Annotated in this window: 25 protein-coding genes; 17 read left to right on the top strand and 8 right to left on the bottom strand. The window is 61.0% G+C overall.

Annotated features, from left to right (window positions below; genetic code table 11):
- Nucleotides 1-197: 197 nt before the first annotated feature.
- Complete coding sequence (locus tag HU767_RS07105) at nucleotides 198-1,439, bottom strand: transporter associated domain-containing protein (RefSeq protein ID WP_186728980.1); 1,242 nt, start codon at nucleotides 1,437-1,439, stop codon at nucleotides 198-200.
- A gap of 12 nt (nucleotides 1,440-1,451) precedes the next feature.
- Nucleotides 1,452-2,264 carry a cytochrome c biogenesis protein CcsA gene (gene ccsA / locus HU767_RS07100; protein WP_053118690.1) on the bottom strand — a complete coding sequence of 271 codons (813 nt, stop codon included), beginning with the start codon at nucleotides 2,262-2,264 and terminating at the stop codon, nucleotides 1,452-1,454.
- 196 nt (nucleotides 2,265-2,460) lie between these two features.
- Here ccsA and ffh point away from each other — a divergent pair, with 196 nt between their 5' ends.
- From ffh to HU767_RS07045, 11 genes are all read left to right on the top strand, one after another.
- The gene (gene ffh, locus HU767_RS07095; protein ID WP_003198085.1) at nucleotides 2,461-3,837 is read left to right on the top strand and encodes a signal recognition particle protein; all 1,377 of its coding nucleotides are present in this window, start codon (nucleotides 2,461-2,463) and stop codon (nucleotides 3,835-3,837) included.
- Between the two features lie 251 nt (nucleotides 3,838-4,088).
- Entirely contained in the window at nucleotides 4,089-4,340 is a 252-nt protein-coding gene (rpsP, locus tag HU767_RS07090; protein WP_003198088.1) for a 30S ribosomal protein S16, read from the top strand.
- A gap of 5 nt (nucleotides 4,341-4,345) precedes the next feature.
- Nucleotides 4,346-4,882 carry a ribosome maturation factor RimM gene (gene rimM / locus HU767_RS07085; RefSeq protein ID WP_186705437.1) on the top strand — a complete coding sequence of 179 codons (537 nt, stop codon included), beginning with the start codon at nucleotides 4,346-4,348 and terminating at the stop codon, nucleotides 4,880-4,882.
- On the top strand, nucleotides 4,864-5,637 hold the full coding sequence (gene trmD / locus HU767_RS07080) for a tRNA (guanosine(37)-N1)-methyltransferase TrmD (protein WP_170845966.1): 774 nt from the start codon (nucleotides 4,864-4,866) through the stop codon (nucleotides 5,635-5,637). The genes rimM and trmD overlap by 19 nt, the downstream gene beginning before the upstream one ends.
- Nucleotides 5,638-5,682: 45 nt before the next feature.
- Nucleotides 5,683-6,033 (top strand): 50S ribosomal protein L19, encoded by a 351-nt coding sequence (gene rplS, locus HU767_RS07075; RefSeq protein ID WP_003175895.1) that lies wholly within the window; start codon nucleotides 5,683-5,685, stop codon nucleotides 6,031-6,033.
- Between the two features lie 133 nt (nucleotides 6,034-6,166).
- Entirely contained in the window at nucleotides 6,167-7,063 is an 897-nt protein-coding gene (xerD, locus tag HU767_RS07070; protein ID WP_186705438.1) for a site-specific tyrosine recombinase XerD, read from the top strand.
- Between the two features lie 312 nt (nucleotides 7,064-7,375).
- Entirely contained in the window at nucleotides 7,376-8,107 is a 732-nt protein-coding gene (locus tag HU767_RS07065; RefSeq protein ID WP_186705439.1) for a DsbC family protein, read from the top strand.
- Nucleotides 8,108-8,239: 132 nt separating this feature from the next.
- Nucleotides 8,240-9,544 carry a homoserine dehydrogenase gene (locus tag HU767_RS07060; protein WP_186705440.1) on the top strand — a complete coding sequence of 435 codons (1,305 nt, stop codon included), beginning with the start codon at nucleotides 8,240-8,242 and terminating at the stop codon, nucleotides 9,542-9,544.
- Nucleotides 9,545-9,647: 103 nt separating this feature from the next.
- A complete protein-coding gene (gene thrC / locus HU767_RS07055) occupies nucleotides 9,648-11,057 on the top strand; it encodes a threonine synthase (RefSeq protein ID WP_186705441.1) in 1,410 nt (469 codons plus the stop codon).
- 120 nt (nucleotides 11,058-11,177) lie between these two features.
- On the top strand, nucleotides 11,178-12,566 hold the full coding sequence (locus tag HU767_RS07050) for a transporter substrate-binding domain-containing protein (RefSeq protein WP_186705442.1): 1,389 nt from the start codon (nucleotides 11,178-11,180) through the stop codon (nucleotides 12,564-12,566).
- A gap of 162 nt (nucleotides 12,567-12,728) precedes the next feature.
- The gene (locus tag HU767_RS07045; protein ID WP_186705443.1) at nucleotides 12,729-13,016 is read left to right on the top strand and encodes a DUF3509 domain-containing protein; all 288 of its coding nucleotides are present in this window, start codon (nucleotides 12,729-12,731) and stop codon (nucleotides 13,014-13,016) included.
- Between the two features lie 474 nt (nucleotides 13,017-13,490).
- Here the strand turns inward: HU767_RS07045 and HU767_RS07040 are convergent, their stop codons facing one another.
- Complete coding sequence (locus HU767_RS07040) at nucleotides 13,491-14,690, bottom strand: CaiB/BaiF CoA-transferase family protein (RefSeq protein WP_186728972.1); 1,200 nt, start codon at nucleotides 14,688-14,690, stop codon at nucleotides 13,491-13,493.
- A 146-nt stretch (nucleotides 14,691-14,836) separates the two neighbouring features.
- Between HU767_RS07040 and HU767_RS07035 the strand changes: the two genes are divergently transcribed.
- From HU767_RS07035 to HU767_RS07025, 3 genes are all read left to right on the top strand, one after another.
- Nucleotides 14,837-15,379: a YaeQ family protein gene (locus HU767_RS07035; protein ID WP_122568769.1), complete on the top strand. Its 543-nt coding sequence runs from the start codon at nucleotides 14,837-14,839 to the stop codon at nucleotides 15,377-15,379.
- 157 nt (nucleotides 15,380-15,536) lie between these two features.
- Nucleotides 15,537-17,246, top strand: a complete 1,710-nt coding sequence (gene recJ / locus HU767_RS07030) for a single-stranded-DNA-specific exonuclease RecJ (RefSeq protein WP_186705445.1) — start codon at nucleotides 15,537-15,539, stop codon at nucleotides 17,244-17,246.
- 356 nt (nucleotides 17,247-17,602) lie between these two features.
- Nucleotides 17,603-18,709: an NADH:flavin oxidoreductase/NADH oxidase gene (locus tag HU767_RS07025; RefSeq protein WP_186705446.1), complete on the top strand. Its 1,107-nt coding sequence runs from the start codon at nucleotides 17,603-17,605 to the stop codon at nucleotides 18,707-18,709.
- A 202-nt stretch (nucleotides 18,710-18,911) separates the two neighbouring features.
- On the opposite strand, the gene HU767_RS07020 is transcribed toward HU767_RS07025, so the two are convergent.
- Complete coding sequence (locus HU767_RS07020; RefSeq protein ID WP_186728970.1) at nucleotides 18,912-20,540, bottom strand: glucan biosynthesis protein D; 1,629 nt, start codon at nucleotides 20,538-20,540, stop codon at nucleotides 18,912-18,914.
- Between the two features lie 363 nt (nucleotides 20,541-20,903).
- Between HU767_RS07020 and HU767_RS07015 the strand changes: the two genes are divergently transcribed.
- The 3 genes from HU767_RS07015 to HU767_RS07005 all read left to right on the top strand — a co-directional run bounded on the left by HU767_RS07015 (nucleotide 20,904) and on the right by HU767_RS07005 (nucleotide 21,896).
- On the top strand, nucleotides 20,904-21,089 hold the full coding sequence (locus HU767_RS07015) for a hypothetical protein (protein ID WP_186705448.1): 186 nt from the start codon (nucleotides 20,904-20,906) through the stop codon (nucleotides 21,087-21,089).
- Between the two features lie 160 nt (nucleotides 21,090-21,249).
- Complete coding sequence (locus HU767_RS07010; protein WP_186705449.1) at nucleotides 21,250-21,495, top strand: type II toxin-antitoxin system PrlF family antitoxin; 246 nt, start codon at nucleotides 21,250-21,252, stop codon at nucleotides 21,493-21,495.
- The gene (locus HU767_RS07005; RefSeq protein WP_186705450.1) at nucleotides 21,495-21,896 is read left to right on the top strand and encodes a type II toxin-antitoxin system VapC family toxin; all 402 of its coding nucleotides are present in this window, start codon (nucleotides 21,495-21,497) and stop codon (nucleotides 21,894-21,896) included. Before HU767_RS07010 ends, HU767_RS07005 begins: the two co-directional genes overlap by 1 nt.
- 63 nt (nucleotides 21,897-21,959) lie before the next feature.
- Here HU767_RS07005 and HU767_RS07000 read toward each other — a convergent pair whose 3' ends face one another.
- The 4 genes from HU767_RS07000 to HU767_RS06985 form a co-directional block, all read right to left on the bottom strand.
- Nucleotides 21,960-23,384, bottom strand: a complete 1,425-nt coding sequence (locus HU767_RS07000; RefSeq protein WP_186705451.1) for a gamma-aminobutyraldehyde dehydrogenase — start codon at nucleotides 23,382-23,384, stop codon at nucleotides 21,960-21,962.
- 147 nt (nucleotides 23,385-23,531) lie between these two features.
- On the bottom strand, nucleotides 23,532-24,350 hold the full coding sequence (locus tag HU767_RS06995; protein ID WP_186728968.1) for an ABC transporter permease: 819 nt from the start codon (nucleotides 24,348-24,350) through the stop codon (nucleotides 23,532-23,534).
- Nucleotides 24,340-25,287, bottom strand: a complete 948-nt coding sequence (locus HU767_RS06990; protein ID WP_186705453.1) for an ABC transporter permease — start codon at nucleotides 25,285-25,287, stop codon at nucleotides 24,340-24,342. The genes HU767_RS06995 and HU767_RS06990 overlap by 11 nt, the downstream gene beginning before the upstream one ends.
- Nucleotide 25,288: 1 nt before the next feature.
- Nucleotides 25,289-26,326, bottom strand: a complete 1,038-nt coding sequence (locus HU767_RS06985) for an ABC transporter ATP-binding protein (RefSeq protein ID WP_186705454.1) — start codon at nucleotides 26,324-26,326, stop codon at nucleotides 25,289-25,291.
- Nucleotides 26,327-26,472 lie beyond the last annotated feature (146 nt).

The raw sequence follows: 26,472 nt of genomic DNA, 5'->3' as shown, positions 1-26,472 counted from the left end.
TCAGCCAGGTGCTGGCGTGGCATAACAGCTCGGTGCCGGCAGTCCTCTAATTACCCACCGTGGCGAGGGAGCTTGCTCCCGCTGGGCTGCGAAGCGGCCCTGAAACCATATCACTCGGTGTATCAGGTAAGTTGGGGGCTGCTTTTGGGGCTGCTGCGCAGCCCAGCGGGAGCAAGCTCCCTCGCCACGGTGGGTAATTAGAGGACTGCCGGCACCGAGCTGTTATGCCACGCCAGCACCTGGCTGACGCGGTTGTCCACGGTTTCGATGATTTCCAGCCGATAACGGCCGATCTTCAGGCAGACCGGACTTTCGGGAATGGTTTCCAAGGCTTCGGTCACCAACCCATTGAGGGTCTTGGGGCCGTCGCAAGGCAGGTGCCAGCCCAGGGTCCGGTTCAATTCGCGGATCGACGCCGCGCCATCGATCATCAGGCGGCCGTCGGGCTGGGGATGAACGTGGGGATTGTCGAGGCTGTGCTCGCTCTCGAATTCACCGACGATTTCTTCGAGGATATCTTCCAGGGTGACAATACCCAGCACTTCGCCGTATTCGTCCACCACCATGCCCAAGCGCCGCTGCTGCTTGTGGAAATTCAACAGTTGCAGCTGCAGTGGCGTGCTTTCGGGCACGAAGTAAGGCTCGTGGGAAGCGGTCAGCAGCGCTTCCTTGGTCAGGCTCGCGTCCGCCAGCAAATGACGGATCTGGCGGGTGTTGAGCACCGCTTCGACCTGGTTGATGTCACTGTGAAACACCGGCAGGCGGGTACGCCGGTTCAGGCGCAGCTGTTCGATGATGTCGCCGATGGGGTCGTCGAGGTTGATCCCATCGACCTCGCTACGGGGTACGAGGATATCGTTGACGGTGATGTTGTCCAGGGCGTGGATGCCGGAAATCGGATGCAGCCGGCTGCTGCCGTGCTCGGATTCCTGCTCGCTACGCGGTGGCGCGGGCATTTCGTCGTCGCTCTGCTGCACCATGCCGGGCTTGCGAGCGAAGGGGCGCAGCAACAACTGGCTGGCGCTATTCAGCAACCAGGCAAACGGGTAGAGGATCTTCAGCGGTATGCCCAGCAAGGTGTTGCCCAATGCCAGCACCGCGTCGGGCTGACGGCTGGCCAAGGTCCGCGGCAGGTAGTCGGCGAACACCAGCAGGGCGGCGCTGGTGCCGAGCCAGGCGACCCACGGGCCGTTTTCCAGCCAGGTAAAAATGGCCAGCAACGTGCCGATGACCACGGCCAGGGCGCGACAGAGGGTATTGCACAGGATCAGGCTGGCCAGCGGGAAGGTCAGCGCCGCCAGCGGTCTGTCACTGGCGCGCGAGGCTGTGCGCTGGGCCAGCAGGTATTGCTGGGCGGCTTCGATGGCCGTGAACAGGGCCGACCAGAGGATCAGCACCACCAGCACGGCGAACAACGGCGCTACGGGCAACGTATCCATCAGGGCCGTCCGTCAGATATGCAGGATGTATTCACGAACCAGCTTGCTACCGAAGTACGCCAGCATCAGCAGGCAGAAACCGGCCAGGGTCCAGCGAATCGCTTTGTGTCCACGCCAGCCGAGGCGGTTGCGGCCCCACAGCAGCACGCTGAACACGACCCACGCCAGGCACGCCAGCAAGGTCTTGTGCACCAGGTGCTGGGCGAACAGGTTCTCGACGAACAGCCAGCCGGAGATCAGCGACAGCGACAGCAGGGTCCAGCCGGCCCAGAGGAAGCCGAACAACAGGCTTTCCATGGTTTGCAGCGGCGGGAAGTTGCGGATCAGCCCGGACGGGTGCTTGTGCTTGAGCTGGTGATCCTGCACCAGCAGCAACAAGGCCTGGAACACGGCGATGGTGAACAGGCCGTAGGCGAGGATCGACAGCAGGATGTGGGCGAGGATGCCTGGCTCTTCGTCGATGATCTGCACGGTGCCCGACGGCGCGAACTGCGCCAGCAGCACCGTGGCCAGTCCCAGCGGGAACAGCAGCACCAACAGGTTCTCCACCGGGATGCGCGAGCAGGCCAGCAGCGTCAGGGCGATCACGGCGACGGCGATCAGGCTGGCGGCGTTGAAAAAATCCAGGCCCAGGCCGATCGGCGTCATCAGGTGAGTATAAAGGCTGGCCGCGTGGCCGAGCACGGCCAGCACGCCAAGCGTGACCAGCAGGCGTTTGTTCGCCTTGGCGCCGGTGGCCAGGCGTGTGCCTTGATAGAGGGTCGCAGCGGCATAAAGGCAAGCGGCGGCGAGGGTGGCAAGCAAGCTGGGTGACAAGGGGAGCATAAATCCTGTTAGGCAAGCCCGAAAGGCGCTGAGTTTGGCATAGAACCCCCTCCACACGAAAGACCACTGCAAGGTGTACGCCGCACGCTTCTTCGCTATAATCCGCGACCTGCCCACGCCGCAGGCTCGCCGAGCACATTTTTCACGGTCTGGGCCGCCATTATCCCGGTCTCATCTGGGCCTGAAAGGATCGCGCATGTTTGAAAACCTAACCGACCGTCTCTCGCAGACGCTGCGCCATGTCACCGGCAAGGCGAAACTGACCGAGGACAACATCAAAGACACCCTGCGCGAAGTGCGCATGGCGTTGCTCGAAGCCGACGTCGCCCTGCCGGTGGTCAAGGACTTCGTCAATTCGGTCAAGGAACGCGCCGTCGGCACCGAAGTGTCGCGCAGCCTGACGCCGGGCCAGGCGTTCGTGAAGATCGTCCAGGCCGAGCTCGAAAGCCTGATGGGCGCCGCCAACGAAGACCTGAACCTCAGCGCCGTACCGCCAGCGGTCGTGCTGATGGCCGGCCTGCAAGGCGCGGGCAAGACCACGACAGCCGGCAAGCTGGCGCGCTTCCTTAAAGAGCGCAAGAAGAAGTCGGTGATGGTAGTGTCGGCGGACATCTACCGTCCGGCGGCGATCAAGCAACTGGAAACCCTGGCCAACGACATCGGCGTGACGTTTTTCCCGTCCGACCTGAGCCAGAAGCCAGTGGACATCGCCCAGGCGGCTATTAAAGAAGCAAAACTGAAATTCATCGACGTGGTCATCGTCGATACCGCCGGTCGCCTGCACATCGATGAAGAGATGATGGGCGAGATCAAGGCGCTCCATGCCGCGATCAACCCGGTGGAAACCCTGTTCGTGGTCGATGCCATGACCGGCCAGGACGCGGCCAACACCGCCAAGGCGTTCGGTGACGCGCTGCCGCTGACCGGCGTGATCCTGACCAAGGTCGACGGTGACGCCCGTGGCGGTGCCGCGCTGTCGGTACGTGCCATCACTGGCAAGCCGATCAAGTTCATCGGTATGGGCGAGAAGAGCGAAGCGCTCGAGCCGTTCCACCCCGAGCGTATCGCCTCGCGCATCCTCGGCATGGGCGACGTGCTCAGCCTGATCGAGCAGGCCGAGCAGACCCTCGACAAGGACAAGGCCGACAAACTGGCCAAGAAACTGAAGAAGGGCAAGGGCTTCGACCTCGAAGACTTCCGCGACCAGCTGCAACAAATGAAGAACATGGGCGGCCTTGGCGGCCTCATGGACAAACTGCCGAACATCGGTGGCGTGAACCTGGCGCAGATGGGCAATGCCCAGGGCGCGGCTGAAAAGCAGTTCAAGCAGATGGAAGCCATCATCAACTCCATGACCCCGGCCGAGCGCCGCGACCCTGAGCTGATCAGCGGTTCGCGCAAGCGCCGCATCGCCATGGGTTCCGGCACCCAGGTGCAGGACATCGGCCGCTTGATCAAGCAACACAAGCAGATGCAGAAGATGATGAAGAAATTCTCCGCCAAGGGCGGAATGGCCAAGATGATGCGCGGCATGGGCGGTATGTTGCCCGGCGGCGGCATGCCGAAAATGTAAAGAATCTGCGCCGGCTGTCATGTCGGCGTTGCCCCGCACGGATGCGGGGATCTCCAGCAAACCCGCGCTACGTGGGAGCTGACCTGCCGTTTTTCATGACGGCTCTATGGCAAATCTTGATCGCATGGCGCCAGGCGCCGGAAAAAGACATTTGCAAAAGTCCGGATATTCCTTAGAATATGCGGCCTTTCGGGCACCTATGCCCGCTGTGCATTTAGATTTGCAGCACCGACTACAGGAACGATGTTCACATGCTAACAATCCGTCTTGCCCTTGGCGGCTCCAAAAAGCGCCCGTTTTACCACCTGACCGTAACCGACAGCCGCAACCCGCGTGACGGTTCCCACAAGGAGCAGGTTGGTTTCTTCAACCCTGTTGCCCGTGGTCAGGAAGTTCGTCTGTCCGTGAACCAAGAGCGCGTAGCCTACTGGCTGAGCGTTGGTGCACAACCTTCTGAGCGCGTTGCTCAGTTGTTGAAGGAATCGGCTAAGGCTGCGGCCTGAGCAATATGAACGCGACGCCAAAAGATGCCGGTGATTTGATCGTTGTCGGCAAGATCTATTCTGTACATGGCGTTCGCGGCGAAGTGAAGGTGTATTCCTTTACTGATCCGATCAAGAACCTGTTGGAGTACAAAACCTGGACGCTCAAGCGCGAAGGTAGCGTGAAACAGGTGGAGCTGGTCAGCGGACGCGGGAACGACAAGTTCCTGGTCGCAAAGCTCAAGGGTCTCGATGATCGTGAAGAAGCACGTCTTCTGGCCGGTTATGAGATCTGCGTGCCGCGCAACCTGTTCCCTGAACTGACCGACGGCGAGTACTACTGGTACCAGCTGGTGGGTCTGAAGGTCATCGACCACCTCGGGCAATTGCTCGGGAAAATCGATCACCTGCTCGAGACCGGTTCGAACGATGTCATGGTGGTCAAGCCTTGCGTCGGCAGCCTGGATGATCGCGAACGCCTGTTGCCCTATACCGAGCAATGCGTGTTGGCCGTCGACCTTGCCGCAGGCGAGATGAAGGTGGAATGGGATGCGGATTTCTAAACGTGGCTAATTTGCGCGTTGAAGTCATCACATTGTTTCCCGAGATGTTTTCCGCCATCAGCGAGTACGGCATAACCAGCCGCGCGGTGAAACAGGAGCTGTTGCAGCTCACCTGTTGGAATCCGCGGGACTACACCACGGATCGACATCACACTGTGGACGATCGCCCGTTTGGCGGTGGCCCGGGCATGGTGATGAAGATCAAGCCCCTGGAAGATGCGCTGGTTCAGGCCAGGACGGCAGCCGGGGAGGGTGCGAAGGTGATCTACCTGTCGCCCCAAGGCCGCCAGCTGACTCAGTCGGCGGTACGCGAGCTGGCAAATTCGGATGCATTGATCCTGATTGCCGGCCGTTATGAAGGCATTGACGAGCGTTTCATTGAAGCTCATGTCGATGAAGAGTGGTCGATTGGCGACTATGTACTGTCTGGCGGCGAGCTGCCGGCGATGGTCCTGATCGATGCGGTTACACGACTGCTGCCTGGAGCTTTAGGGCATGCAGATTCCGCCGAGGAAGATTCCTTTACGGATGGTCTGCTGGATTGCCCGCACTACACCCGACCGGAGGTGTATGCGGATCAGCGTGTTCCCGACGTGTTGCTAAGTGGCAACCACGCGCACATCCGGCGTTGGCGTTTACAGCAGTCCCTTGGTCGGACCTATGAACGACGCGCCGATCTTCTGGAAAGCCGCTCGCTTTCTGGAGAAGAGAAGAAGCTGCTCGAGGAATACATCCGCGAGCGGGACGATAGTTAACAACGTATCGATGGTGAGTCCGACGACTTGCCTTAGGAGCACAGCATGACTAACAAAATCATCCTTGCACTCGAAGCAGAGCAGATGACCAAAGAAATCCCTACCTTTGCCCCGGGCGACACCATTGTCGTTCAGGTGAAAGTGAAGGAAGGCGACCGTTCCCGTCTGCAAGCGTTCGAAGGCGTCGTTATCGCCAAGCGTAACCGTGGCGTGAACAGTGCATTCACCGTTCGTAAAATCTCCAACGGTGTCGGCGTAGAGCGTACTTTCCAGACCTACAGCCCGCAAATCGACAGCATGGCTGTCAAGCGTCGCGGTGACGTACGTAAAGCCAAGCTGTACTACCTGCGTGACCTGTCGGGTAAAGCAGCTCGCATCAAGGAAAAACTGGCTTAAGTCCAGCTTCCGATGCAAAAAAAAGCAGCCTGCGGGCTGCTTTTTTGTTGCCTGCGATTTGTGCTTTGAGCACCCTGCATAGCTTCATTTCCATTTTCGATGCCGTGTGTGCCCGCATCTTTCAAGAGTCTTTATGCCTGCCATCGATCATCCGCTGATAGACCAGTTTCTCGATGCCCTGTGGCTGGAGAAGGGGCTGTCCGATAACACCCGCGGTGCCTACCGCAGCGATTTGGCACTGTTTAACGGTTGGTTGCAGGAAAATAACCTGGAACTGATCAATGCCGGCCGGGAGTTGATCCTCGATCACTTGGCGTGGCGCCTGGAGCAGAACTACAAACCGCGCTCGACGGCACGGTTTCTCTCCGGCTTGCGTGGGTTCTATCGCTATTTACTGCGGGAAAAGCTCATCGCGGTGGATCCGACCTTGCGCGTGGAAATGCCGCAGCTGGGACGTCCGCTGCCCAAGTCCCTGTCGGAAGCCGATGTGGAGGCGTTGCTGGCGGCGCCCGACCTCAGTGAGGCCATCGGCCAGCGCGACCGGGCCATGCTGGAAGTCTTGTACGCCTGTGGCCTGCGGGTCACCGAGCTGATCAGCTTGACGCTGGAGCAAGTCAACCTGCGCCAGGGTGTGCTGCGGGTGATGGGCAAGGGCAGCAAGGAGCGCCTGGTGCCGATGGGCGAGGAAGCGATTGTCTGGGTCGAGCGTTACATGCGCGATGCCCGTCATGAACTGCTGGGTGGGCGTCCCAGCGATGTGCTGTTCCCCAGCCTGCGCGGCGAGCAGATGACCCGCCAGACCTTCTGGCACCGCATCAAGCACCAGGCCAAGGTGGCCGGGGTCAACAAATCCCTCTCGCCCCACACCTTGCGTCATGCCTTCGCCACACACCTGCTCAACCACGGCGCCGACCTGCGGGTGGTGCAGATGCTGCTTGGCCATAGCGACTTGTCCACTACCCAGATCTACACCCATGTGGCTCGGGCACGGTTGCAGGACTTGCATGCCAAGCATCATCCCCGCGGCTGAATGAAGTCCCCTGTGGGAGCCTTTGGGAGCAAGCTTGTGGGAGCAAGGCTTGCCCGCGATGAACGATAACGCGGTTCAGTTGTTACACCGTAGCGTGGCCATCGCGGGCAAGCCTTGCTCCCACAGGTACCTCCCACAGGACAGTTCCCACAGGACAGTTCCACAGGGCAGCCTCCAGCAATGTCTTGCGTCAGCGGCATTCGGTCACGCCAGCCTTCTGTGGTAGGCTTTGTCGGTTTGCACAGTGGGCGGTTGGAACCCGAATCTGCGGGTCGGTGTTTCCCGTCTCATTTGTTCGCCTCAGGAGTCCCCATGCGTTTGATCCAGATGTTCACCGCCGCCGCCATTGCGTTGGCCAGTACCTTTGCCATCGCCGACGACGCGGCCGACAAGGCTATCCGCAAAAGCCTGGAAAACCTTCAGCTCGACGTGCCGATCGACACCATTTCGGCCAGTCCCATGGCCGGCCTGTATGAGGTCAAGCTCAAGGGCAGCCGCGTGCTTTATGCCAGCGCCGACGGCCAATACATCGTCCAGGGCAACCTGTTCGAGCTCAAGGACGGCAAGCCGGTCAACCTCACCGAGCTGACCGAGCGCCAAGGCATTTCCAAGTTGATCAACGGCATTCCGGTCGCTGAAACCGTGGTTTATCCGGCCATCGGCGAAACCAAGTCCCACATCACCGTGTTTACCGACACCACCTGCCCGTATTGCCACAAGCTGCACGCCGAAGTGCCGGAACTGAACAAGCGCGGCATCGAAGTGCGTTATGTGGCATTTCCGCGCCAGGGCCTGGGCTCGCCGGGTGATGAGCAGTTGCAGGCGGTCTGGTGCTCCAAGGACAAGAAAGCGGCCATGGACAAGATGGTCGACGGCAAGGAAATCAAGGCCGCCCAGTGCGAGAATCCGGTTTCCAAGCAGTTTGCCCTCGGACAGTCAATAGGTGTGAACGGTACGCCGGCGATTGTTTTGGCCGATGGTCAGGTAATTCCGGGCTACCAGCCAGCGCCACAAGTGGCCAAACTGGCCCTCGGCGCGAAATGATCATGGGCGATCCGCTTTTGAAGATCACGGCTCGGCGAAAACTTTCGTCGGGCCGTTAAACACAGAGTCGCGTTGCTGCGCGGCTGTATTTCACGGCCGACCTTGCGTCGGCCGTTTCATGGGGAGTCAAGAGTGAATCCGGTCAAAGTAGGCATCTGTGGGTTAGGTACCGTCGGTGGCGGCACCTTCAACGTACTTCAGCGCAACGCCGAGGAAATTTCTCGTCGTGCCGGGCGTGGGATCGAAGTGGCACAAATTGCCATGCGCACGCCAAAGCCTCAGTTCCAGACGACCGGTATTGCGATTACCAACGATGTGTTCGAAGTGGCCACGAACCCTGAGATCGACATCGTCATAGAGCTGGTGGGCGGCTATACCGTTGCCCGCGAGTTGGTACTCAAGGCCATCGAGAATGGCAAGCATGTGGTCACCGCGAACAAGGCGCTTATCGCTGTTCACGGTAATGAGATTTTCGCCAGGGCCCGCGAGAAGGGTGTGATCGTGGCGTTCGAAGCCGCCGTGGCCGGTGGCATCCCGGTGATCAAGGCGATCCGCGAAGGCCTGTCGGCCAACCGTATCAACTGGGTCGCGGGGATCATCAACGGCACCGGCAACTTCATCCTCACCGAGATGCGCGAGAAGGGTCGCACCTTCGAAGACGTGCTCGCCGAAGCCCAGGCCCTCGGCTACGCAGAGGCTGATCCGACGTTCGACGTGGAAGGCATCGACGCCGCGCACAAGCTGACGATCCTGGCGTCCATTGCGTTCGGTATTCCGTTGCAGTTCGACAAGGCCTACACCGAGGGCATCACCAAGCTGACCACCGCGGACGTGAACTACGCCGAAGCCCTGGGCTATCGCATCAAACACCTGGGCGTGGCGCGCAGCACCGCCAGCGGCATCGAGCTGCGCGTGCACCCGACGCTGATCCCGGCCGACCGCCTGATCGCCAATGTCAACGGTGTGATGAACGCGGTGATGGTCAACGGCGATGCCTCTGGCTCGACGTTGTTCTACGGCGCTGGCGCGGGCATGGAGCCGACGGCTTCTTCAGTCATTGCCGACCTGGTGGACGTGGTTCGCGCCATGACCTCCGACCCGGAAAATCGCGTGCCGCACCTGGCCTTCCAGCCAGACTCGTTGTCGGCTCACCCGATTCTTCCGATCGAGGCGTGCGAAAGCTCCTACTACCTGCGCATCCAGGCCAAGGACCATCCGGGCGTGCTGGCCCAAGTGGCGAGTATCCTCTCGGAGCGCGGCATCAACATCGAGTCGATCATGCAGAAGGAAGTCGAGGAACACGACGGCCTGGTGCCGATGATCCTGCTGACCCACCGTGTGGTCGAGCAGAACATCAACGACGCGATCGCGGCGCTGGAAGCGCTCCAGGGTGTCGTTGGGCCGGTGGTCCGTATCCGCGTTGAACATTTGAACTAAGCAGCTACAAGCTTCAAGCTGCAAGCTCCAAGTCAAAGCAGATCCGCTTTTACTTGCAGCTTGTAGCTTACAGCTCGCAGCTCAAACCGAAGGTTTGCCCCCTATGCGCTATATCAGCACCCGCGGCCAGGCACCGGCCCTGAATTTCGAAGATGTCCTCCTGGCCGGCCTGGCCACGGACGGCGGTCTCTATGTGCCGGAAAACCTGCCGCGTTTCACCCAGGAAGAAATCGCTTCCTGGGCCGGCCTGCCGTATCACGAGCTGGCGTTCCGGGTCATGCGCCCGTTTGTCACCGGCAGCATCCCGGACGCCGATTTTAAAAAGATCCTGGAAGAGACCTATGGCGTCTTTTCCCACAATGCCATCGCGCCGCTGCGTCAGCTCAACGGTAACGAATGGGTCATGGAGCTGTTCCACGGCCCGACCCTGGCGTTCAAGGACTTCGCCCTGCAACTGCTCGGTCGCCTGCTGGACTACGTGCTGCAAAAGCGTGGCGAGCGCGTGGTGATCGTCGGTGCCACCTCTGGCGACACCGGTTCGGCGGCCATCGAAGGCTGCAAGCATTGCGAGCACGTCGACATTTTCATCCTGCACCCGCACAACCGGGTCTCGGAAGTGCAGCGTCGGCAGATGACGACCATTTTTGGCGATAACATCCACAACATCGCCATCGAAGGCAACTTCGATGACTGCCAGGAAATGGTCAAGGCCAGCTTCGCCGACCAGAGCTTCCTCAAGGGCACGCGGCTGGTGGCGGTGAACTCGATCAACTGGGCGCGGATCATGGCCCAGATCGTCTATTACTTCCATGCGGCCCTGCAGCTGGGCGGTCCGGCCCGTTCCGTATCGTTCTCGGTGCCGACCGGCAACTTCGGCGATATCTTCGCCGGGTACCTGGCGCGCAACATGGGGCTGCCGATCAACCAGTTGATCGTCGCCACCAACCGCAACGACATCCTGCACCGCTTCATGAGCGGCAACCAGTACGTCAAGGAAACCCTGCACGCCACGCTGTCGCCTTCGATGGACATCATGGTGTCGTCGAACTTCGAACGCCTGCTGTTCGACCTGCACGGTCGCAACGGCGCGGCGATCGCCGGCCTGATGGACAGCTTCCGGCAGGGCGGCGGTTTCAGCGTCGAGCCTGAGCGCTGGACCGAAGCCCGCAAGTTGTTCGACTCCCTGGCCGTGAACGATGAGCAGACCTGCGAAACCATCGCCGAGGTGTTCGAGCAGAGCGGTGAGTTGCTCGATCCGCACACGGCCATCGGTGTCAGGGCCGCTCGTGAGTGCCGTCGCAGCCTGGACATCCCGATGGTGATCCTGGGCACGGCTCACCCGGTCAAGTTCCCGGAAGCGGTGGAGAAAGCTGGTGTAGGAAAAGCGCTCGAACTGCCTGCGCATCTTTCTGATTTGTTTGAGCGAGATGAGCGATGCACCGTGTTGCCCAACGACTTGAAAGCCGTGCAGGCCTTTGTCAGCCTGCATGGCAATCGCGGCAAGCCACTCTGACCGCTTAAATCTGTCACATTTTGAAGCCCGTCTCCTGACGGGCTTTCTTGTTTCTGCATGCCAAACTGGCCGGGTTTTCGCCCTTGGAGGGATGGGCGAGTCATCTCGAAGGAAATGCAGATGTCGTTTTTTATCAAAGGCAAGCCAGCCCTGGGCTGGGTAATGGTCCTGGCCCTGATGTACTGGACGCAGGGGGGCGGTGCGGCGCCGCTGAGCGCTTTCGAAACGCCACCGCGCAACCCTGGCGAACGGCTGGTGCTGGACGCGCAAGAGTTGAAGTGGGTCAAGGAGAACCCCCGGGTCATCGTGGCCACCATGCAGTTTCCGTTGTACTTGTTCAAGAATGAGCAGGGACAGTGGAGTGGGTTGAACCACGATATTCTCCAGCGTATCGCGCACCTGAGCGGCCTCGAGTTCGTGCATCGGGAGTCGTTCTCCCCCGGTGAGTTGTTGACGATGCTGGAGAATGGCGAGGCCGACATGACGACCCTGCTGGCGATGAATGAAGAACGTCGGGATTTCCTCAGTTTCAGCCATGCGTTCGGTGGTTTCGGCTGGGTATTCGTCGGCCGAGACGGGGAATCGTCCCTTCATTCGCTGGGGCAGCTCGAAGGGAAAGTCCTGGCATTACCGGCACGCCATGCATTGGAAGCGGAAATCCGGCGCGATTACCCGACGATCACATTACGCACGACCAAGACCTCTGGCGAGGCGCGGGCGCTGGTAGAGAGCCGGGAAGCCTTTGCCACTATCGAAAATGAAACCGGGGTGCATCTCTACCCGGCCGGGCAATTGCAGGTCGGCAGCGGCCTTGAGGGCAAGTGGGAACCGGATTACCTGGCGGTACGCCAGGACCTGACCGTGTTGCTGAGTATCTTGAATAAAGCCCTGGAAGCCTTCCCGGCCGAGGACATGCGTGCGCTGCGTTCGAAATGGTTGTCCGGCACGACCCCAGTCCAGGCGCCCACGATCTGGACGCGGATGTCCAGCTGGGGTTACTGGTGTGTGACCGTGGTCGTGGTGTTTGGCCTCTTGTCCCTGCTGTGGAACCGTCGCCTGCAGATACAGATCGACCAACGCCTCAACGCCGAAGCGGTCCTCAAGGATCAGTTGATGCTCCAGCGGGCCTTGATGGATGCCATTCCCGACCCGATTTTCATCCGTGATCTGGAAGGCCGCCTGATCATGTGCAACAAAAGCTATGAAGAGCAGTTCGCGACCCGCTTCGAAAAACTGCGGGGCACGCGGCTGACCGACTCGGCATCATTCCCGCCGGCCACCGCCGAGCTGCTGCATGGGGAAGTGATGGATCAATTGCGCACCGGCCAGTCTCGGTTCGTCGACCGGCAATTGATGTTCAGCGGCGGATTGCGGGAAATCTATCATTGGTCGGTGCCGTTCTATGGGGCCGATGGGCACCTGCGTGGCATTCTGGGGGGCTGGACCGATGTCGGGCGCCGGTGGCGCCGTTGCGACAGGGGCTTGGCTGTGCCGGCCGTCAGCCCGTAACGGCGCCCGGAGAAGGCTGTTGTTTGACTGTCATATTGGACGCGCATGCTCGGTTGAACAGGTTGAGGCGTGCCGGTTCGGTGCGCTGACGAACTTTCTGCTGCGGCCCACGGTCATTGACTGTGTACATGCAGTTGTTTCGGACTATTGAAGGGTGAGCGAATGGAAAGTATCAGCCTATTGCTGAATGAAGCCTTGAGCCCGTACCAGGTCTCGCTGACTCCCTCCGGTGCCAAGGGCGAATGCCGGGTAACGCTGAGGAATGCCAGCGGGAGCATCATCGTCGAGCGAGTGTTCAATCAGGCCCAATTGGCCGACAAGCGTCAGTTGACCGACGTGGTCGATGGCCTGCATCGCGATGTGCTGATTGCCGAGGGTCGCCTTGAGCCCTGTGTGATTGCGGCATTGCGCAATCTGGCGCGCGACAAGGTCATGGTCGCGGCGAATTGACCGGGTTTTGTGGGAACCTTCCTACGTCCTGATGAGTCAGACCTTTTACCAGCAAGAGCAAGCATTGTGCTCCGGTGCTTGTCGCTTGTTGTACTAACCATGATTGGTTACGTTTAACCCCGAGTCGTCTCCCCACTTCTCGGGGTTTCTTTTTGCCCGGCTTTTATGTGTTTAGCGTGTTCTGTCAGGCCCTGGTGGAGCTTTTGTGGGCCCAACTGTGGGAGCGAGCCTGCTCGCGATTGCGGCGGCACATTCAGCATTGATGCAAGCAGACACACCGCTATCGCGAGCAAGCTCGGCTCCCACAGGGATCGGCGGCGGACACTGATCTTATAAACGACCCAAAACCTGTGTGGAAGCGAGCCTGCTCGCGATTGCGGTGTGCCAGTCAACATCAAGTCGTCTGACCCGACGCTATCGCGAGCAGGCTCGCTCCCACAGTTTGATCTTCAGTGGCTGCCCTCCTGCGGTCTGTCAAATGGCCCCGTCGCTACGCAGCTTGGCGATCTGCTGCGCGTCGTAGCCCAGTTCGCCGAGCACCTGGGCATTGTGTTCACCCAATGCCGGCCCGACCCATTCGGAGGTGCCCGGGGTGTCGGAGAGTTTCGGTACGATTCCTGGCATCTTGAACGCCTTGCCGTCCGGCAGCTTGGCCTGCAGGAACATTTCACGGGCCAGGAATTGCGGGTCGCTGAGCATGTCTTCGGCGCTGAAGATCCGGCTGGCCGGTACCCCGGCCTGGTTCAGTTGGTCGATAACGCTGTCGAGCGGCAGCCCGTTGACCCAGCGATCGATGACGCCGTAGAGCTCATTGCGCCGGCTGTCACGGCCATCATTGCTGGCCAGTTGCGGGTCATTGGCCAGGTCGTCACGCCCGATGATCTGCATGAAGCGCTTGAAGATCGCATCGCCGTTGGCGCCAATCTGCACGTGCTTGCCGTCGGCGCTGGTGTGGATGGACGAGGGGGTGATGCCGGGCATGATGTTGCCGGTGCGCTCGCGGATGAAGCCGAACACGTCGAACTCCGGCACCATGCTTTCCATCATGGCGAAAATCGCCTCGTACAAAGCCACGTCCACCACTTGCCCGGTTCCGCCGTTGACCTCGCGGTGACGCAGGGCCATCAATGCGCCAATCACGCCCCACAGGGCGGCGATGGAGTCGCCGATGGAAATCCCGGTGCGCACCGGCGGGCGGTCTTCGAAACCGGTGATGTAGCGCAGGCCGCCCATGGATTCGCCCACCGCGCCAAACCCCGGCTGGTCTTTCATCGGCCCGGTCTGGCCAAAGCCCGAAAGCCGTACCATCACCAGCTTCGGGTTCAGTGCATGCAGAACATCCCAGCCCAGGCCGAGCTTTTCCAACACGCCGGGGCGAAAATTCTCGATCAGGATGTCGGCTTCTCCGATCAGTTTCTTCAGGATCGCCAGGCCTTCGGGGTGCTTGAGGTTCAAGGTCAGGGACTTCTTGTTGCGTGCCTGGACGAACCACCACAAGGATGTGCCTTCGTACAGCTTGCGCCATTTGCGCAGCGGATCACCGCCATCGGGGGATTCGACCTTGATGACGTCGGCACCGAATTCGCCGCAGATTCGCGAGGCGAAGGGCCCGGCGATCAAAGTGCCGAGTTCGATGACTTTGACGCCGGCAAGGGGTTTGGCAGTAAGCGACATGACGGATCCTGTAGGACAAAGCAGAACGGATAGAGCGTTTTATCATAGGCCAGGGCCGGTCGCCGCAGGTTGATGGTCGGCAATTCGTGGATTGCCCGCGTCATCGGTTAGACTTGCCGCCTTTCCTCGTATCAAGAAGCCCGTTCATGGCCCAGCCGTCCACGACCTACAAGTTTGAACTGAACCTCACCGACCTCGACCGCAATGTGTACGAAAATGTGAAGCAGACCATCGCCCGCCACCCTTCGGAAACCGAAGAGCGCATGACCGTGCGCCTGCTGGCCTACGCGTTCTGGTACAACGAGTTGCTGGCATTTGGTCGTGGTCTGTCAGACGTCGATGAGCCTGCGCTGTGGGAAAAAAGCCTGGATGACCGGGTGCTGCACTGGATCGAAGTCGGTCAGCCGGATGCCGATCGGCTGACCTGGTGCTCGCGCCGGACCGAGCGCACCAGCCTGCTGGCCTACGGCAGCCTGCGGGTGTGGGAAGGCAAGGTGATTCCGGCGGTCAAGAACCTGAAGAACGTCAACATCGCCGCCGTGCCCCAGGAAGTGCTCGAAACCCTGGCCAAGGACATGCCCCGGGTGATCAAGTGGGATGTGATGATCAGCGAAGGCACGATTTTCGTGACTGACGACCGTGGCCAGCATGAAGTCCAGCTCCAATGGTTGCTGGGCGAACGCGGTTGAGCCATTGACAGGTATTGAGTGAACTCATTGTGGCGAGGGAGCTTGCTCCCGCTTGGGTGCGCAGCGCCCACAATCAAGGGGGCCGCTACGCAGCCCAGCGGGAGCAAGCTCCCTCGCCACGGTCCAGGACCAAAAAGTAGAGAAATGTCCGTCCCCCATGCGTATAGAACCCCGCCAACTGCCCGACACCCTGCCGTTCCTCGGTGACTTGCCGCCCCTGTTGACCCGCCTGTACGCAGCACGCGGCGTGCAGTCCGAGGCCGAACTGGACAAGAGCCTGGCGCGCTTGATTCCGTTCCAGCAGCTCAAGGGGATCGACGCCGCGGTGGATCTGCTGGTGACGGCGCTGGAGCAACGCCAGCGGATCCTGATCGTCGGGGATTTCGATGCCGATGGCGCGACGGCCAGCACGGTGGGCATGTTGGGCTTGCGGCTGCTGGGTGCGGCCCATGTCGATTACCTGGTGCCCAATCGCTTCGAATATGGCTATGGGCTGACCCCGGAAATCGTCGAAGTCGCCCTGGCCCGCGAACCGCAATTGCTGATCACCGTGGATAACGGCATTTCCAGTGTGGAAGGCGTGGCGGCGGCGAAAGCGGCGGGGCTTCGGGTGCTGGTCACCGACCACCACTTGCCGGGCCTCGAATTGCCGGCGGCCGACGCCATCGTCAATCCGAACCAGCCGGGCTGCGAGTTCCCGAGCAAGGCCCTGGCTGGTGTCGGGGTTATTTTTTATGTGCTGATGGCGCTGCGGGCGCGTCTGCGCAGCCTGGGCTGGTACGCCAGCACCCCTCAGCCGAACATTGGCGAATTGCTCGACCTGGTGGCCCTGGGCAGCGTGGCCGACGTGGTACCGCTGGACGCGAATAACCGGATCCTGGTGCACCAGGGCCTGGAACGGATTCGCGCCGGACGCGCCCGGCCCGGCATCAAGGCGATCCTGGAAGTGGCCAAGCGCGACGCAGCGCGGATTACTTCCACTGATCTCGGATTTATCCTCGGGCCGCGTCTGAATGCGGCCGGGCGCCTGGACGACATGAGCCTGGGCATCGAATGCCTGCTCACCGACGACCCGGCCCTGGCGCGGGAAATGGCGGCGCAACTGGACGGCATGAACCAGGACCGCAAATCCATCGAGCAAGGCATGCAGCGTGAAGCCCTGGCCCAGCTCAAGGACCTGCCGGTGGAGTCGATGCCATTCGGCTTGTGCCTGTTCGATCCGCAGTGGCACCAAGGGGTGATCGGCATCCTCGCCTCGCGGATGAAAGAACGTTATTTCCGGCCGACCATCGCCTTTGCCGACGCCGGCGACGGCTTGCTCAAGGGCTCGGGGCGCTCGGTGCCGGGCTTCCACATTCGCGATGCGCTGAGCGTCGTGGCGGCGCAGCATCCGACGCTGATCAGCAAGTACGGCGGTCACGCCATGGCGGCGGGGCTGACGCTGCCGGAGGCGAATTTTCCATTGTTCGCCGAAGCGTTCGATGCGGAAGTGCGCCGGCAACTGCGCGAAGAAGACCTGACCGGCCGGCTGTTGTCGGATGGCACCCTGGCGGTGGAGGAGTTTCATCTGGAACTGGCCCGGGCGCTGCGGCATGCCGGTCCCTGGGGCCAGCATTTCCCGGAGCCGATGTTCCATGGCGTGTTCCAGTTGGTCGAGCAACGCGTGGTGGGCGAACGGCACCTGAAGGTCATCCTCAAGAGCGAATGCGGCTCGGTGAAGCTCGACGGCATTGCCTTCGGCATCGACCGCGAGATCTGGCCCAACCCTACCGTGCGCTGGGTGGAGCTGGCCTACAAGCTCGACCTCAACGAGTTCCGCGGCCAGGAAACGGTGCAGTTGATGATTGCCCATATCGAGCCGCGGTAGGCGATACGCCGATCGGCCTTTGTGGCGAGGGAGCTTGCTCCCGCTGGACGCGACAGCGTCCCCTTGCAATGTGATGGCTGGAACTCAGGGGGCCGCTTCGCAGCCCAACGGGAGCAAGCTCCCTCGCCACGAGATGCAAGCAGCCTTGAGCGAACGTCGTTGCGTCACACCGTCGGTTTTTAAGTTCTGAACCCTCCGTCCTCGCGGGTTGTCGACTAGGCTCTAAGCACTGCTTGATAGCCCTTGTGACGTCTTGTCGAATTTTTTGCCCGCGGGGGCGGGTGTTGTACCTTTTGTCACTCGTCGACTGTTCAAACAGAACCCTGGAGCCTGCCCACTGATTCGAGAGGTGCCCCATGAGTCTGCTGCTGGAACCCTATACCCTTCGCCAATTGACCCTGCCCAATCGCATCGCGGTATCGCCGATGTGCCAGTATTCGAGCACCGATGGCCTGGCCAACGATTGGCACCTGGTGCACTTGGGCAGCCGCGCCGTGGGCGGTGCCGGCCTGGTGTTCACCGAAGCCACCGCCGTGACCGCCGACGGTCGCATCACCGCCCAGGACCTGGGGCTGTGGAACGATGAACAGATCGAACCCCTGCAACGCATCACCCGGTTCATCACCGCCCAAGGGGCCGTGCCGGGCATCCAACTGGCCCATGCCGGACGCAAGGCCAGCACCTGGCGTCCCTGGCTGGGCAAGCATGGCAGCGTCAAACCGGCGGACGGCGGCTGGGTGCCGGTCGGCCCGTCGCCGATTGCCTTCGATCCGCAACACACCCAGCCGGTGCAGTTGGACGAAGGACAGATCGCCGATCTGATCCAGGCCTTCGTGGAGGCGGCCAAGCGCGCCCTCACGGCCGGCTTCAAGGTGGTCGAGGTCCACGCGGCCCATGGTTATCTGCTGCATCAATTCCTGTCGCCGTTGAGCAATCAGCGGCGCGACCAATACGGCGGCTCGTTCGAAAACCGTATCCGGCTGGTGCTGCAAGTTACCAAAGCGATCCGGGCGGTATGGCCTGAAGAGCTGCCGGTGTTCGTGCGCGTCTCCGCCACCGATTGGGTCGAGGACGGTTGGAACCCGGACGAAACCGTGGAACTGGCGCGGCGCTTCAGGGCGCTGGGGGTGGACCTGATCGATGTGTCATCGGGCGGCACGGCCGCCAATGCGGAAATTCCCACCGGCCCGGGTTACCAGACACGCTTTGCCGAGCGGGTGCGCAAGGAGTCGGAAATCGCCACCGGCACCGTCGGCATGATCACCGAACCGGCCCAGGCCGAGCACATCCTGCGCACTTGCCAGGCCGACATCATTTTCCTGGCCCGGGAATTGTTGCGTGATCCTTACTGGGCCCTGCATGCCGATGATGACCTGGGCGGCCGCAAGGCCACGTGGCCGGCGCAATACCAGCGGGCCACCCATCGGGACCAGCCGATTCATGAGTCGGATTTGCGGGACTAAGGGCCTGATAAAACAGAAAGCCCCGGTCGTCATTGGCCGGGGCTTTTTGGCTTCTTTGAAATCGTTGGTGTTTGTACTGCCGTCTTCGCGAGCAAGCCCGCTCCCACAGGGATCGGGTGTGGATCACAAACTCTGTGGATAACACAAGCTCACTGTGGGAGCGGGCTTGCTCGCGAAGGCGTCATCCCTGACGCAGCAGGGCTCAGGGATACTTACGCTTATCCGGCGCCGGCGGGAAGTACTGGTACAACCAGGTCTCGCTCAAGGTCCGGTCCTTGCTGCGAATGAACAGGCGCATCTGTACCGGGTCCACGCGGTCGTCGGTCGGGTACCAATCGAAGGTGATGCGATAGCCCTTGATCGCATCCAGCACCAACACGTTGAAGTCCTTCACTTCGCCGTGGGAGCAGGTCACCACCGGTTCGATGCCGGTGCCCGGCGGCAGTTGGTCGAGGCCACCGCCGCTGAAGTCCACGGCGAAACGGCGTGCCCAGACGGTCGGGTAATGCTCGCCCGGTGCCCAACCTTCGATGAAGCCGCCCATGCCTGAACGGGTGGCGTCGACATGGGCCAGGTCGGTGCTGACCGGCGGCAGGGCGCTCCAGTAGAGCTTGTAGCCATAGTTCAGCGAGTCACCGGCGGCCACCGGTTTTTTCGGCGTCCAGAACGCGACGATGTTGTCCAGGGTTTCGCCGGTAGTCGGAATCTCCAGCAGGTCTACCGAGCCTTCGCCCCAGGCCGTCGTCGGTTCGACCCACAGGCTCGGACGCTTGCTGTACCAGTCCACGGTGTCCTGGTAGCTGGCAAAGTCGTGATCGGTCTGCACCAGGCCGAAGCCTTTTGGGTCCTTGTCGGCGAACGCATTGAATTGCAGGGTGGCGGGGTTGTTCAACGGACGACAGACCCACTCGCCGTTGCCGCGCCACATGGCCAGACGGTCGGAGTCGTGGATTTGCGGGTGAATGGTGTCGCACATGCGCCGCTCGACGGTGCCGCAACTGAACATGCTGGTCATGGGGGCGATACCCAGTTGCTCGATGGCGGTACGGGCGTTGATGTGTGCGTCGATCTCCATCACCACCCGGGTCGGCTGGCAATCGATGTCGAACCGATAGGCACCGGTAGCACTGGGGGAGTCGAGCAGGGCGTAGACCACGAAGCGGGTGCTGTTCTTGTCCGGGGTTTCGAACCAGAATTTAGTGAAGTCCGGGAATTCCTCGCGCTTCTTGGCGTAGGTGTCGATGGCCAGGCCGCGGGCCGACAGCCCGTACTGGCCACTGGCGTCCACCGCGCGGAAATAGCTGGCGCCCAGGAACGAAACGATGTCGTGCCGATCCAGCTCCGGCGCCTTGAAGACGCGAAAGCCGGCGAAGCCCAGGTCACCCGTCAATTGCGAGGTGTTGACCGTGGTTTTCTCATAGTTGAACAGCTCCGGACGGAAGTGCACCTCACGGGCCATACGTGTCTTCGGATCGACGCTGTACATGCGCACCGGCTGCTTGAAGCCCATGCCGACGTGGAAAAACTGTGCATCCAGTTGCCGCCCGTCCAGATCATTCCATAACGAATGGTTGACGTCGTACTGGATGGCGTTGAACTGCAGCGGCGACATCTGGGCCAGGGTCGGTGGCAGGACTTGCTTGGTGTCGACGTAGCGGCTCTCGGCTAGCCGCTTGGCCTGTTCCTTCAAACCGTTGAAGTCGAAGGGACGGGCTTCGCCGTCGGCGGTCTGTTCGGCGGCCCAGGCGCGTGCGGCCATGAGCCCGGAGGCCGATAGCCCGGTGTAGGCGGCGAAGGCCATGGAGGCCTTGAGCAGATTCCTGCGGTGCATAAATACAACCTTTCTCGAAACAGCCCCGAGCCGATCCTGGCCACAGCGACTGATAAAGGAGTTCGGACATGCCTTTGGCCAAACGCGACGAACGTTAGAACAGATGCCTGAGAGCTGGATCGGTTCACCGAGGCGCAAAATCATAGGGGAAATACAGGCTTGGAGAGATAGGAAAGCGTGGCATGGTTAAATTTTCTTACAGTTATTTCTTTTTTTATGCCGATTCCCTGTTTTTTTGACTAATTACTCTAAAACTCCCTTTTCACGCTTTGAATCCTCCCTATTCTTTAGCGTGACAGACGATCCAACCCGGGTTCCAGACGGCGCTATCAGGTCAACCTCGACGTACAGAAGGACAAACTCATGACAAAAATACAGGGCATCACCGAAATGCTGGGGATCTTTCCAGGCCTGACCCACCCGCGCAGGACACGCCGGCTCAGCCTGGAAGAAATGAGATTGGTCGAGCGTTATCGGGAGTTGTCGGAAAACGACCGCATCGCCATGCGTTACCTGGTGGATGCGATGCGCAGTGTTTCGCGGTTTTGACCAGAGACCCTACAGCTTTTAAATGGCCTCGCAATTTTCCTACCAACGAGTGGGAATTTTCAAACGAGGCCAAGCACATCGGCCTACCGTCAGCGGCGGTTGCAGGCCTGAGCGTGAAGTATTACCTTTCTATGCGAAGTAATACTTTGAGGAGAATACAGTGCCGACGACTATGACCAGCAAAGGACAAGTCACCATTCCCAAACCCATTCGCGACGCGCTGCACTTGATTCCTGGCTGTGCGGTAGAGTTCAGCATCAATGCACAGGGCGAGGTAGTGCTGCATGCAGGTAAGCCCGGAACAGCCGAGGCAGCTATCGGTGATCGCTTTGAAGCTGTCCGTGGCAGGGCGGATATCAAATGGCGCACAGACGATCTAATGGCCCTGTTGCGTGGTGAAGACTGATGATATTGGTCGATACCAACGTCTTGATCGATGTGCTGGAAGATGATCCGGTTTGGGCTGATTGGTCCATCGAGCAGATGCGTGCCCAATCCAAAATTCACAATTTGGTAATCAATCCAGTTATTTATGCTGAACTGTCCCAGACATTTTCTACCTTCGAAGCGTTGAATGAGGTTGTCGAAGAGATGGGGCTGCTAATGCAGGAGGTACCTCGTCCAGCGTTGTTTTTGGCAGGGAAGGCTTTTGTGCGTTATCGAAAGGTGGGCGGTAGCAAAAATAATGTGTTTGCCGATTTCTTCATCGGTGCCCATGCGGCTGTCAAGCGTCTTCCTTTGCTTACGCGTGATGCGAAGCGTTACCGAAGTTATTTTCCTTCGGTGCAGTTGGTGGTGCCATCGTGAGATGCGCTTCACCACGACCAGTATCGTCCCCTTGGTCGTGGTGTAATCGCAATTAGCATTGGCTCAATGCTTGAACATCACATGCCGCACCACCGTGTAATCCTCCAGCCCATACATGGACATGTCCTTGCCATAGCCGGAACGTTTCTGACCGCCATGGGGCATTTCGCTGACGAGCATGAAGTGAGTGTTCACCCAGGTGCAGCCGTATTGCAGGCGTGCCGACAGGCGATGGGCACGGCCGATGTCGGCGGTCCATACCGATGAGGCCAGGCCGTAGTCCGAATCGTTGGCCCAGGCCAGCACTTGCGCTTCGTCGAGGAACGGAGTGACGGATACCACCGGCCCGAAGACTTCCCGGCGGACAATTTCGTCATCCTGCTGGGCGTCGGCCAGCACCGTCGGTTCGAAGAAGAACCCGTTGCCGTCCACGGCCTTGCCACCGGTGATTAGGCGGATATGCGGCTGGGCGATTGCTCGTTCGACAAAAGCGGCCACGCGGTCGCGGTGCTGGGCGGTGATCAGTGGGCCCATCTCGGTGTCTGGTGCGGTTTGCAGGCCGTATTTGATGCTGCCTACCGCGGCGCCGAGTTTCTCGACGAACCGGTCGTAGATACCTTGCTGGGCATAGATGCGGCAGGCGGCGGTGCAGTCCTGGCCGGCGTTGTAGAAACCGAAGGTGCGGATGCCTTCCACGGCCGCGTCAATGTCGGCGTCGTCGAAGATGATCACCGGGGCTTTACCGCCCAGTTCCATGTGCATGCGCTTGACGCTGTCGGACGTGCTGGAAATGATGTTCGAGCCGGTGGCGATGGAGCCGGTGAGCGACACCATGCGCACTTTCGGGTGAGTGACCAGCGGGTTGCCGACGGTTTGCCCGCGTCCGAAGATCACGTTAAGCACGCCGGCGGGGAAAATCTCCGACGCCAGTTCCGCCAGGCGCAACGCCGTCAATGGGGTCTGCTCCGACGGCTTGAGCACCACGGTATTGCCGGCGGCCAGGGCCGGGGCGATTTTCCAGGCGACCATCATCAGCGGGTAGTTCCACGGCGCGATGGAGGCGATGACCCCCACCGGGTCGCGACGGATCATCGAGGTGTGCCCGGGCAGGTATTCGCCGCCCGCCGAACCGCTCATGCAGCGACTGGCGCCGGCAAAGAAACGGAACACGTCGGCAATCGCCGGGATCTCGTCGTTCAGCGCGGCGCTGAAGGGTTTGCCGCAGTTATCCGACTCCAGCTTCGCCAGCTCCTCGCCGTGGGCTTCGATGGCATCGGCCAGCTTGAGCAGCAACAAGGAGCGGTCCTTGGGTGGCATTTGCGACCAGGCTTCGAAGGCGTTGTCGGCGGCACGCACGGCGGCATCGACCTGGGCTTCGCTGGCTTCATTGATCTCCACCAGCACCCGGCCCAGCGCCGGGTTGAACACCGCCTGGCCAGGGCCTTCGCCGTTCACCAGATGGCCGTTGATCAGCAGTTTGGTTTGCATGTCCATGTCCTCTTGATTCTTGCTTTTGATCTGGGTGGGAGCGGGCTTGCTCGCGAAGGCGGCGTGTCAGTCGACGCAAATGTTGGATGACACACCGCCTTCGCGAGCAAGCCCGCTCCCACAAGGGATCCGGTTCCACAGTGACATTTACTTCCCGCCACTCCCCGCCACGCTCTCACCCCCACGGGTCAGGTAATACGCGCCCAATATCGGCAGCATCGTGACCATCATCACCAGCATCGCCACCACGTTGGTCACCGGCACGTCGCGTGGGCGGCTGAGCTGGTTGAGCAGCCACAGCGGCAGGGTGCGTTCGTGGCCGGCGGTGAAGGTGGTGACGATGATCTCGTCGAACGACAGCGCAAACGCCAGCATCCCACCGGCCAGCAGGGCCGACCCCAGGTTAGGCAAGATGATGTAGCGAAAGGTCTGCCAACCGTCGGCGCCCAGGTCCATCGAGGCTTCGATCAGGCTGTGGGAAGTACGGCGCAGGCGGGCGATGACGTTGTTGTAGACGATCACCACGCAGAAGGTTGCATGGCCGACGATGATGGTGAACATCCCCGGTTCGATGCCCAGGGTCTTGAAGGTCGCCAGCAGTGCTATGCCGGTGATGATCCCCGGCAAGGCAATTGGCAGGATCAGCATCAGCGAAATGCCCTGTTTGCCGAAGAAATCGCGGCGGTACAGCGCCGCCGAGGCCAGGGTGCCAAGCACCATGGCGATCAGCGTGGCGATGGCCGCGATCTGCAACGACAGCTTGATCGCCTCCAGCACGTCCGGGCGTGAGAAGGCGACGCTGAACCACTTCAGGGTCAGGCCCTTGGGCGGAAAACTGAACGCCGCATCTTCAGTATTGAAGGCGTAGAGGAAGATGATCAGGATCGGAAAGTGCAGGAACACCAATCCGCCCCACGCCGTAATCCGCAAGCCCCACGAGGCTCGGTCTTGAGAGTCAGAGTGCATCGAATGCCCCCAGTCGCTTGACGACGGATAGATAGATCGCGATCAGCACGATGGGTACCAGGGTGAACGCCGCGGCCATGGGCATGTTGCCGATGGCGCCTTGCTGGGCGTAGACCATGCTGCCGACGAAGTAGCCCGGTGGGCCTACCAGTTGCGGCACGATGAAGTCCCCCAGGGTCAGCGAGAAAGTGAAGATCGAGCCGGCGGCAATGCCGGGGATCGACAGTGGCAGGATCACTTGCATGAACGTCTGGCGCGGCCTGGCGCCCAAGTCCGCCGAGGCTTGCAGCAGCGACGGCGGCAGACGCTCCAGGGACGCCTGGATCGGCAGGATCATGAACGGCAGCCAGATGTAGACGAACACCAGGAAACGCCCCAGGTGTGAGGTGGACAAGGTGCTGCCGCCCACGCCCGGGATCCCCAGCACGAACTGCAGCACCGGCCCCAGGCCCAGGTGCTGGACGAACCACTGCGCCACGCCGCCCTTGGCCAGCAGCAGCGTCCAGGCATAGGCCTTGACGATATAGCTGGCCCACATTGGCAGCATGACTGCGATGTAGAAAAACGCCTTGGTCTTGCCGCGGGTGTAGCGCGCCATGTAGTAGGCGATCGGGAACGCGACGATGGCGCTGGCGATGGACACCGCAATGGCCATGCTCAGGGTGCGCAAAATGATGTCGAAGTTCGACGGCTGGAACAGCGCCGTGAAGTTCGCCAGGGTCAGGTCCGGCGTCACCGCCATGGTGAAGTCATCGAAGGTGTAGAAACCCTGCCACAGCAAGGTCAGCAGCGAGCCAAGGTAGATCGCGCCGAACCACAGCAGCGGCGGCACCAGCAATAGCGACAGGTACAGGTTGGGCCGTCGGTACAGCAGGTTGGAAAAACGCCGCAGCGGCGAACCGGGTGCAGGCGTTGGAGCGATGGCCAGCGTGTTCATCTCACACCTCGCCACTGACGGCGTCGTGCAGCGTGACCATCGCCTCACGGGCCCAGCGAACGCTCAGCTGTTGGCCGGCCTGGTGCGGGGCTGCGTTGTCCTGCCACTGTGTGTTGGCCTGGCTGAGGTTCAGGGTCTGGCCGTTGGCAAGTTTCAGCTCATAGCGTGTGGCGCTGCCCTGGTACTGGATGTCGTGCAGCAGGCCGTGGACTTCGACCTCACCATTGGCCAACGGGCCCTCGGCGAAACGCACGTGTTCCGGACGGATCGAGAACGGCTGTGGATAACCGCTCAGTTCCCGTGCCAATTCGCCACGAATCACGTTGGAGGTGCCGACGAATTCGGCGACGAAGGTGGTCGCCGGTTTCATGTACAGGTTGCGTGGCGTATCGACTTGTTCGATGCGGCCCTTGTTGAACACCGCCACGCGGTCGGACATCGACAGCGCTTCGGTCTGGTCGTGGGTGACGAAAATGAAAGTGATGCCCAACTGGCGCTGCAGTTTCTTCAACTCGCCCTGCATCTGTTCACGCAGCTTCAGGTCCAGGGCGCCCAAGGGCTCATCGAGCAACAGTACCCGCGGCCGATTGACCAGCGCACGGGCCAGGGCCACCCGTTGACGCTGGCCGCCGGAGAGCTGCACCGGCTTGCGTTCGCCGTAGCCGCCCAGGGCGACCATCTCCAGGGCCTCGTCGGCGCGCTGGATGCGCTCGGCCTTGGCGACGCCTTTGACCTTTAAGCCGTAGGCGACGTTGTCGCGCACGTTCATGTGGGGGAAGAGGGCGTAATCCTGGAACACCGTGTTGACGTCCCGCTGATACGGCGCAAGCCCCGTGGCTTCCTCTCCGTGGATGCGGATCGAGCCGGCACTGGGTTGTTCAAACCCGGCGATCAGCCGCAGGCAGGTGGTCTTGCCCGAGCCGGACGGGCCCAGCATGGAAAAGAACTCGCCGTCCTGGATGTCGATGGAGACCCGGTCTACGGCCTTTACATCGCCGAACTGCCGGGATACCTGGGTGAACTGGACTGCAAGCGTCATGGTGCGGGGCTCCAGAAAGCGGGGCGGGTATGAAATCTCAACGATTGGCAGGCGATCCCGTGGCGAGGGAGCTTGCTCCCGCTGGGTGGCGCAGCCGCCCCAAAACCAGGCGATGCGGTGTGTCAGCTAATACCGCGTCGGTCCGT

This window comes from Pseudomonas sp. SWRI179 (genome assembly GCF_014268705.1).
Classification (GTDB): Bacteria; Pseudomonadota; Gammaproteobacteria; order Pseudomonadales; family Pseudomonadaceae; genus Aquipseudomonas; species Aquipseudomonas zanjanensis.
The sequence above is the reverse complement of the archived record's forward strand: the minus strand, read 5'-3'. Positions and strand labels throughout refer to the sequence as shown.